This is a genomic window from Aurantimonas sp. A2-1-M11, from assembly GCF_036549475.1.
Lineage (GTDB): Bacteria > Pseudomonadota > Alphaproteobacteria > Rhizobiales > Rhizobiaceae > Aurantimonas.
This window is the reverse complement of the sequence record NZ_JAZHLI010000131.1, coordinates 1-4,981: the sequence shown is the minus strand read 5'-3', so window position 1 is coordinate 4,981 and position 4,981 is coordinate 1. Positions and strand designations below refer to the sequence as shown.

Annotated in this window: 5 protein-coding genes; 1 reads left to right on the top strand and 4 read right to left on the bottom strand. The window is 57.9% G+C overall.

Annotated elements, in window-relative coordinates; genetic code table 11:
* Positions 1–513 precede the first annotated feature (513 nt).
* The 4 genes from VQ042_RS26230 to VQ042_RS24585 all read right to left on the bottom strand — a co-directional run bounded on the left by VQ042_RS26230 (position 514) and on the right by VQ042_RS24585 (position 4,151).
* The gene (locus VQ042_RS26230; protein ID WP_442880228.1) at positions 514–918 is read right to left on the bottom strand and encodes a hypothetical protein; all 405 of its coding nucleotides are present in this window, start codon (positions 916–918) and stop codon (positions 514–516) included.
* Positions 919–945: 27 nt separating this feature from the next.
* The gene (locus tag VQ042_RS24595; protein ID WP_331822902.1) at positions 946–2,868 is read right to left on the bottom strand and encodes a putative bifunctional diguanylate cyclase/phosphodiesterase; all 1,923 of its coding nucleotides are present in this window, start codon (positions 2,866–2,868) and stop codon (positions 946–948) included.
* Positions 2,869–2,933: 65 nt separating this feature from the next.
* Complete coding sequence (locus tag VQ042_RS24590) at positions 2,934–3,458, bottom strand: molybdopterin-dependent oxidoreductase (protein WP_331822901.1); 525 nt, start codon at positions 3,456–3,458, stop codon at positions 2,934–2,936.
* Positions 3,459–3,710: 252 nt separating this feature from the next.
* The gene (locus VQ042_RS24585) at positions 3,711–4,151 is read right to left on the bottom strand and encodes a hypothetical protein (RefSeq protein ID WP_331822900.1); all 441 of its coding nucleotides are present in this window, start codon (positions 4,149–4,151) and stop codon (positions 3,711–3,713) included.
* Between the two features lie 176 nt (positions 4,152–4,327).
* Between VQ042_RS24585 and VQ042_RS24580 the strand changes: the two genes are divergently transcribed.
* The gene (locus VQ042_RS24580; RefSeq protein ID WP_331822899.1) at positions 4,328–4,555 is read left to right on the top strand and encodes a hypothetical protein; all 228 of its coding nucleotides are present in this window, start codon (positions 4,328–4,330) and stop codon (positions 4,553–4,555) included.
* The last annotated feature ends 426 nt before the right edge of the window (positions 4,556–4,981 follow it).

The following is a 4,981-nucleotide window of genomic DNA, read 5'->3' as shown; positions in this document are numbered from 1 at the left end:
TATCTTTCTTCATGGCGTTGCTCTCCGAAGTGGATTCGACACCCCGAGCCTACCGGCTCAAGGCGGGCAACGCCGCCACTTCAGAAGTTCAACATCGATCGGGACATCCCCCCCCCGACCAGAGCATCCTGCGTATCGTCCTTGGCCGAATTCCGCGCCTCGTCACCTGATCGACGGGGCCGCGACGCCCCGAAGCCAGCCCTCGACCGCAACCTGCAAACCCCGTCTCTCCGCCACGCAGGCTTCCTTCCCCGGCGATGAGGAAGCTATGCCGAACTGCGACCCCAGGAGGACAAATCCACCGGTTCAGAACGCCGAAACCCGATCACCGTGCATTAAGGCGGCTAGGTTCTCACCCTTCATGCTTGGCGCCTCGCAAATGCCACGGCTCCCGCACCGTTGCCGATCTCCGGCACATTCGGCAGCATCGATACATGATCCTGCGATCCCGGCAAGAAGTACAATAAATGTACGGCATCAAACTGATCTACCGATTACCGGAACGGTTATGCATCAATGGGATTCTTCGACGACAACCGACTGCTTGTTACCGCGACCATCTTCATGCTTCTGGGCGCTCTCCCCTTTGTCCTCCACCGCCAGGTGCGTCTTGCCGACACCCGGCGGACCGAGAAGCAGGGACCGCCACCGAAGGACAGAAACGCGCTTTCCATCCCGGCAAACCAGCTCTCCTGCTTCTCGTGCCTGAAAGCCCTGACGTAGCCGGCGGTAATAACCGAGCGTGGCCACGAAGAAGAATACCTTTGTCGCCACCCCGCCGATCTCCACCCGACGCTCGCCGAAGTCGATCTGCAACTGGACGCCCGGCCGCGTCTCGAAGCGCACCGTCGCCCGGGCCGCGGCCACCAGTTCCCGCCGAAATGGCGCGACCGTGCGCTCCACCGCAGAGTTCGGCACTGCTTTCCTTCTCAATCCGGAAGGTCTTCAGCCTCTATCGGCTCGTTTTTGGCTATTGGCCTCTATCAGATTCGTCAACGTCGCTCTGTTGTCTCCCTGAAACGTCCGCAGACGTTCGAGCGTCAGACGCGTGGTGCATTGCGTTGCCGTAATGGGACCGTCAAAGAGAAATCCCTGCGCGAAATGGCACCCCGCCGTTCGAACCATTGCAAGTTGCGCCTCGGTTTCGATGCCTTCGGCAACCGTGTTCAACCCGAGCTTACCCGAAAGATAGCAAATGGCATCGACGATGGCCTGACTCTTCTCCTGGTCGAAAGTCTTTCTAACGAAAGTCTGATCTATCTTGATCAGATCGAAGGGAAATCGGGTGAGGTAGCCGAGTGAGGCATACCCGGTTCCAAAATCGTCAAGCGCAATTTTGACGCCGACGGTACGCAGATGATTCAAGATTTCGATGACCACGTGGTCGTTCTGGATCAGCGCCGACTCGGTGAGCTCCAACGTGAGCCTCCCCGGACGCAGCGCATGTGAATGCAGCGCTTCAAGGACCGAAGAGGTCAAGTGCGGATCAAAAAATTGACGAGCCGAAACATTGACGGCGATGTCGATTTCTTCGGGCCAAGTCGCGGCCACCGCGCACGCTTGATCGATTACCCAGCGTCCTATCTGGACAATCAGACCCGACTCTTCCGCAATCGGTATGAAATCCCCTGGAAAGACCATGCCGCGATTGGAATGGTTCCAGCGCAGCAGGGCCTCGAAGGCTACGGTGCGGTTGTCTTCAAGCGAAACCACGGGCTGAAAATGGAGCTCAAATTCGTCATTCTCGAGCGCCAGTTCAAGATCTTTCGTGAGCGTCTGCCGAGCAATATACGCCACTTTCAATTCGCGCTGGAACAGGCGAATGCCGCCACGATGGGTGCCTTTTACCTCGTAAAGGGCCAGGTCGGCATTCTGCAGAATATCCTCCGGCTCGTGATCGTCTGGTCCTTTGATCGCCAGCCCCATGCTGGCCGAGGTCGAGATTGCGGTTTCTGATATCTCGAACGGCCTCGACAGCGCTTCCTTAACCCGTTGCGCTGCCTGCTGGATCAGTGTTTCAACATTCCGAGACACATAAATCGCGGCAAATTCATCGCCGCTGAGACGGGCGAACAAGACCGCGTCCGTCAGCACCGGTGCAAGCCGTTCTGAGACCGATCGCAGGAGACAGTCACCCGCCGCATGGCCGAGTGTGTCGTTGACGTGCTTGAAGAGATCGAGGTCCAACATCAAAATGGCCAGCGTGCCGTGAGCGGCCTCTGGAAATTCGTCTTCAAGACACGTCTTGAAGCGCAATCGGTTAGGCAGACCCGTGAGGACGTCAAGCCGCGCCAGCCGTCGCGCCTTCTGCCGGGTCCGCCGTAGCAGCGCAATCAAGATGATGCCGCACGCCAGCAGCCCGAGAATTTCGGCCAGCAGCAGCCAGAAGTTTTTGGCGAGTTTCGCTTCGTTTGCGGCGATCCGGGTAGCCGCTGTCGACGTGGTGAGTGCGGCGAGACGGGCCGCGTGGGTATTTAAGGGTTCCAAAACCTTGAGGGCCGCGATTGCATCCCCCGGGGTGTTCAGATGTTCCAACGTGGGCTCGACGGTTCTAATAGCGACCTGCATACGGTCGATGAGCTCGGTCGCTTCGGCGCTGTCCTGACGCAATCGGCGGGAGGATTCCGTGCCGAGAATTTTCATCCTGTTCTGAATGATCCCGAAACGAAGGGCGACATCATCATCAGTCGTCGATGTCCCCGGAACGAAACGACTGGCGATCTCAGCCTGTAGGCGCGCAAGCTCTGGAGATGTCGTCATCACTTCATAGACGATGTTGTTCTCGGATGAGCGTGAGATATCCTTCATGTATTTGAAGCTGGCAGACAACATGTAGGCCGCCGCCAGACCGAGAATCGCCGTTGCCAAAAGGAGCAACGACTCCCATTTGTCTTCAAGTCGAGAAATATGACGGAAAGTTCGCACGGGGCGCCTTACAAAACGTCGAGACGAGCAATATGCCAAGCGCAGCGCATGTAGACGTTTTGCTGCTGCAGGTTTGGATTGCCGTCAAAGGGATAAACTATGAACAGCGGACCCTTGTCGCTGATCGGCATCAGCTCGCCATTGCGCTTCATCGCCAGGATTGGTCCTTCTTCCCCAATATCAGCTAGCGGCACGTCCGCCACATAGTCGTTCAGGGCTGTTGCACGAAGTGTGTCGCCAGACGCGCCGACGGCTTTCATCAAGACGTCGAGCCGAACCCCCTCCCAGTCGGATACGCCGTCGGTCCAGGGGGTTGAAGTCGAGAAATTACTGGTTCCCAACGCTTCGAGCATCGAGAGGTCGAAGACAGCCTCGTCACCCTGGTTGTGTGTGCTGATCTTCCCACCAATCCGAAGGACTGGCTTGCCTTGCGGTGTTTGAAGCCGCGCTGCAAAGACCGGTCCGGCAGAAAATATAACCGCCGCCCCTGTCGCCAAGGCGAATAATCGTCGACGCGAAATTTCTCTTGCCATCTGCCTGATTCTCCGAAACATCCTCTTCGTCATTGTGCACAGACAAAACTTGAATAAACGGTGTTGATAAAGACGCGATTTGCCACGGTTTCTTTATTCCGGGAAAAATTCTGAACTGCCGTGGGAACCGTCGTTCCACTGGTAGCCTCGGGCTTTCAGTGTCGAATTCAATCTGGAGCAGCGCCATGAAGACTGATACCATATCGACGACGGCTCCGGGCAGCGGGCGTGTGGCCGAAGCGTTGCCAATGTTCAGCAGAGTTTCCAGCGGCTATGGGCATTGCAGCCCGGAAACCCGCAGTTTTCTCCCGCGACGGCGCAGTTTTCGCGAAATCTCGCGACGTGGCCGATTTCTTCGACAGGGAGGACCGTTCCATCCTGTGAGCGATCTAAAGCCTCATCGATGCGGAGCCGACGTTGGCCCTGCACCATTTTGCGCAGGGGGTCTACACCACCCCGCGACGCCTGTTCCGAGGCGAGTGGCCTGACGGCCCTGACGATATCGGCCGCGTACTGATCGTCGGCCCCATCACACTGCTCCAGTCGCTTGTCGATCGACGGGTTCTCTTCCGGACTTCGAAGCGGGCGCCCCCGGGCGAAGAACGGATACATCAAGCGCGGCTGGTTCGACATCAAGGTCACCGTCCACAACGACGTTGCGCGGACGCAGACAATGGTGACGCCGAAAGGCATTCAGGGCGTCGCTGAACCAGGGGTTTTCGAGCGCGGGCTGTCATGGACCCTCGCCTTGTTCCGTCCGGATGCTAACTTCTGGTTAGATATCGGCGCTGGCGGAATGGTCGGACTCGACCGGCGTGGAGGGAGATCGTCCGCGAAGAACGCCTGATCGCTGACAGAAAGGGCTTGAAATGACGGATAGCGAATACGTTCACCCCCGCGTTCTCCTCGACGAACTCAGTGCTGACCAGCTCCGCGACCTCGCGGCCGATCTCTCGATCCAGCTTGCAAGTCTACACATGGCTCTCGACAGCACGCTGGAAACCGGCAGCATACCTCCGCATCAGGACAGCGATGCGAGTCGGGAACGGGCTGCGAAGATCATCGCGGAATCAATCGCCTGGGCGCCATCCAGATAGATCAGACCGAGAACATCCCCTAGCCTCCGGTTCACTCAGAACCGGAGGCTTTCCTTTGCCGAGACGATCTCGTTACACCCGCCGGTGATTCCAGCGCGAAGTGCACCACCCCCAAGCCACTGCATTCGTTCCTGTTCTCACTCTCAGCGCTCTGTGAAGCTCGTCCGCAGTCATCTTCCGTCTCCGAAGCCCAATTCCGGGGGCGTCGATGATACCGCGATTTAGTTTATGCTTCGAGAATGGTCGCTGACCGGCAAAGTTTGCGGGGCGGTATTCAGTCGTCGGGACCGGGAGTCTGGCTTCAGCGGGCAAATGATACCGGTCCGCGCTTGATCTGACTCGGTTGTGATTGTCTTGTTTTGGGTGAGCGTGATTCCCTGTTCCCGCCAATGGAGGGAACGAGCGATGGCCTTGAAGATCAACGAG